The sequence below is a fragment of the Pseudomonas sp. 21615526 genome (genome assembly GCF_013386245.1).
In the GTDB taxonomy this organism is placed as follows: domain Bacteria; phylum Pseudomonadota; class Gammaproteobacteria; order Pseudomonadales; family Pseudomonadaceae; genus Aquipseudomonas.
The window spans coordinates 1-3,876 of record NZ_JACAOM010000160.1; the positions used below are offsets into that span (position 1 = coordinate 1).

Annotated in this window: 3 protein-coding genes and 1 pseudogene; all 4 read left to right on the forward strand. The window is 63.6% G+C overall.

Features of this window, described 5'->3' with window-relative positions; translation table 11 throughout:
• Positions 1–10 precede the first annotated feature (10 nt).
• Positions 11–1,420: an amino acid permease gene (locus tag HX786_RS29690; protein WP_003209267.1), complete on the forward strand. Its 1,410-nt coding sequence runs from the start codon at positions 11–13 to the stop codon at positions 1,418–1,420.
• Positions 1,421–1,436: 16 nt separating this feature from the next.
• Positions 1,437–2,642, forward strand: a complete 1,206-nt coding sequence (gene hutI, locus HX786_RS29695; RefSeq protein ID WP_178912979.1) for an imidazolonepropionase — start codon at positions 1,437–1,439, stop codon at positions 2,640–2,642.
• Positions 2,643–2,653: 11 nt separating this feature from the next.
• Positions 2,654–3,454 carry an N-formylglutamate deformylase gene (gene hutG / locus HX786_RS29700; RefSeq protein WP_087692905.1) on the forward strand — a complete coding sequence of 267 codons (801 nt, stop codon included), beginning with the start codon at positions 2,654–2,656 and terminating at the stop codon, positions 3,452–3,454.
• A 201-nt stretch (positions 3,455–3,655) separates the two neighbouring features.
• A pseudogene (locus tag HX786_RS29705) lies at positions 3,656–3,876 on the forward strand (glycine/betaine ABC transporter substrate-binding protein); the annotation flags it as partial.

Here is a 3,876-nt window from a genome sequence, read left to right on the forward strand (position 1 = left end):
AGGACGAGAAATGCACCAGCAAGAAAAGACGTTAAAACGCGGGCTCTCCGCCCGACATATTCGCTTCATGGCCCTCGGTTCCGCGATCGGTACCGGGCTGTTCTACGGCTCTGCCTCCGCCATCCAGATGGCCGGCCCGGCCGTGCTCCTGGCCTACCTGATCGGTGGCGCCGCGGTGTTCATGGTCATGCGCGCCCTCGGCGAAATGGCCGTGCATAACCCGGTGTCCGGCTCCTTCGGCCAGTACGCCAGTACCTACCTGGGCCCGATGGCCGGCTTTATCCTCGGCTGGACCTACGCCTTTGAAATGATCATCGTCTGCCTCGCCGACGTCACCGCCTTCGGCATCTACATGGGCTTCTGGTTTCCCGAAGTCGCGCGCTGGGTCTGGGTGCTGGGCATCGTGTTGCTGATCGGCGGCCTGAACCTGTGCAACGTCAAAGTCTTTGGCGAAATGGAGTTCTGGCTGTCGCTGCTCAAGGTCGGTGCCATTGTCGCAATGATCCTCGGCGGCTTCGGCATCATGCTGTTCGGCATTCACTCGGCGGGCGAAGCACCCGCTACCGGCCTCAGCAACCTGTGGGCTCACGGTGGCTTCATGCCTAACGGCGTGGGTGGCTTGATCGCGTCCTTCGCGGTGGTGATGTTTGCGTTTGGCGGCATCGAAATCATCGGCATCACCGCCGGCGAAGCCAAGGACCCGCAGCGGGTGATCCCCAAGGCAATCAACGCCGTGCCGTTGCGTATCCTGCTGTTCTACGTGCTGACGTTGTTTGTGCTGATGGCGATCTACCCGTGGCCGCAGATCGGCAGCCAGGGCAGCCCGTTCGTGCAGATCTTCAGCAACCTGGGGATAGGCTCGGCGGCGACCATCCTTAACATTGTGGTGATCTCGGCCGCCGTCTCGGCCATCAACAGCGACATTTTCGGCGCCGGTCGCATGATGTATGGCCTGGCCCAGCAAGGGCAGGCGCCCAAGGGTTTTGCCCAACTGTCGAGCCAGGGCGTGCCGTGGATGACCGTAGTGGTGATGGGCGCCGCGTTGCTCGGCGGTGTGGTGCTCAATTACCTGATCCCGGAAAACGTGTTCCTGGTCATCGCCTCGATTGCGACCTTCGCCACGGTGTGGGTATGGCTGATGATCCTGGTCACCCAGGTGGCCATGCGTCGCTCGATGACCAGGGAACAGATTGCCGAGCTGAAATTCCCGGTGCCGTTCTGGCCCTACGCGCCAGCGGCCGCCATCGTGTTCATGCTGTTCATCTTCGGCGTGCTGGGTTACTTCCCGGACACCCAGGCCGCTCTTATGGTCGGCGCCGTGTGGATCGTCTTGCTGATCGTCGCCTATCTGCTGTGGGTCAAGCCCGCCGCCGGGCAAACGGCCAAGGTCCACTACGACCCGGCTTTGTCTCATCGATAACCTAATGGAGGCGTTGATGAAAACGCTTTGGCAACACTGCCACGTTGCAACCATGGCCCAGGGCAACTACTCGATCATCGAGGACGCCGCCATTGTTACCTCGGGCACGCTCATCGAGTGGATCGGCCCGCGTGCCGAACTGCCGGATGCGAACTACGCGACCACCCATGACCTGCAAGGGGCGTGGGTCACGCCCGGGCTGATCGACTGCCACACCCACACGGTGTTCGGCGGCAATCGCAGCGGCGAGTTCGAGCAGCGGCTGCAAGGCGTGAGCTACGCCGAGATCGCAGCGGCCGGTGGCGGTATTGCCAGCACCGTGCGCGCCACGCGTGCGGCGAGCGAAGATGAACTGTTTGCCAGCGGCCACAAGCGCCTGCGCAGTTTGCTGCGCGACGGTGTCACCACCGTCGAGATCAAGTCCGGCTACGGCCTGGACCTGGCCAGCGAGCGCAAGATTTTGCGGGTGATCCGTCGCCTCGGCGCCGAGTTGCCGGTCAGTGTGCGCAGCACCTGCCTGGCGGCGCATGCGTTGCCGCCGGAGTACGTGGACCGGGCCGATGCCTACATCGATCACATCTGCACCGAAATGCTCCCGGCGCTGGCAGCGGAAGGCCTGGTGGACGCGGTCGACGCCTTCTGTGAGTACCTGGCGTTCTCACCGGAGCAGGTGGAGCGCGTGTTCATCGCCGCCCGGAAACTTGGCTTGCCGGTAAAACTGCACGCCGAACAGTTGTCGTCCCTGCATGGCTCCAGCCTGGCGGCGCGTTACCAGGCGCTGTCGGCGGACCACCTGGAATTCATGACCGAGGAAGACGCCATCGCCATGGCCGCTTCCGGCACCGTCGCGGTGCTGCTGCCGGGCGCGTTCTACTTCCTGCGGGAAACCCAGTTGCCGCCGATGGATGCCCTGCGCAAGCACGGCGTGAAGATCGCGATCGCCAGCGACCTCAACCCGGGCACCTCGCCGGCGTTGTCGGTGCGCTTGATGCTGAACATGGCCTGCACCCTGTTCCGCATGACCCCGGAAGAAGCCCTGGCCGGCGCCACGCAACACGCGGCCACCGCCCTGGGCCTGGGCAACAGCCATGGCTCGCTGGAAGTGGGCAAGGTCGCGGATTTTGTCGCCTGGCAGATTGATCGTCCCGCCGACCTGGCCTACTGGCTGGGTGGCGAGCTGGATAAACGCGTCGTGCGCCACGGCGTCGAAGTCACCGTTTAAGGAGTACCGCTGTGGATAAGGTTCTGAACTTCAAACAAGGCCGTGTGCCGCTGCTGATCAGCATGCCCCACGCGGGCCTGCGCCTGACGCCGGCGGTGCAAGCCGGGCTGATCCCCGAGGCGCAAAGCCTGCCGGACACCGACTGGCACATTCCCACGCTGTACGACTTCGCCGAAGCGCTGGGCGCCAGCACCCTGGCGGCGGAGTATTCGCGCTTTGTCATCGACCTGAACCGGCCTTCAGACGACAAGCCGCTGTACGTTGGCGCAACCACCGGCCTGTACCCGGCGACACTGTTTGACGGTGTGCCGCTGTTCCGCGAAGGCCTGGAACCGTCCAAGGCCGAGCGCGCCACGTACCTGGAGCAGGTGTGGACGCCGTATCACCGCACCCTGCAAAACGAACTGGCCCGGCTCAAGGCCGAGTTCGGTTATGCGCTGCTGTTTGATGCGCACTCGATCCGCTCGGTGATCCCGCACCTGTTCGAAGGCAAGCTGCCGGACTTCAACCTCGGCACCTTCAACGGCGCGGCCTGCGATCCGCAGCTGGCCAGCGAACTGGAAGCCATCTGTGCCGGCCACCCGCAGTACAGCCATGTGCTCAACGGGCGCTTCAAGGGCGGGCACATCACCCGTCACTACGGCAACCCGGCCGAGAACATCCACGCCGTGCAGCTGGAGTTGGGGCAGTGCACCTACATGGAAGAGTTTGAGCCCTTCCGTTATCGCGCCGACCTGGCCGAGCCGACGCGGGTGGTGTTGAAGGAACTGCTGGAAGGGTTCCTGGCGTGGGGCAAGCGGCATTACTCCTGAGTGGCGTCGCTGCTGAGATAGCTTTCGCGAGCAAGCCNNGCTCGCGAAGAGGCCCTCAACAGCAACACACCTCCCAAGTCGTCTGTGTGCAAATCCCTGTCGCCACAGTTCGCTTTGATCAAGGTCTCGCTGGGTAAGGTGTTGGGCACGGCGCGTCAGACGCCACTCCCACAATAAAAACTGCCGAGTGAGACCGCATCGATGAAAAGACTGTTCAACCGTTGTCTGTTGATTCTCACCGGCGCCGCACTCTTGAGCGCCAACGCGATGGCTGCCGACCCGGCCTCGTGCAAGGTCGTGCGCATGGGCGTGGTCAGCTGGACCGACGTGATCGCCACCAGCGGCATGGCCGATGTGCTGCTCAATGGCCTGGGCTATGACAGCAAGCAAACCAGCGCCGTGCAGCAAATCATCTTTGCCGG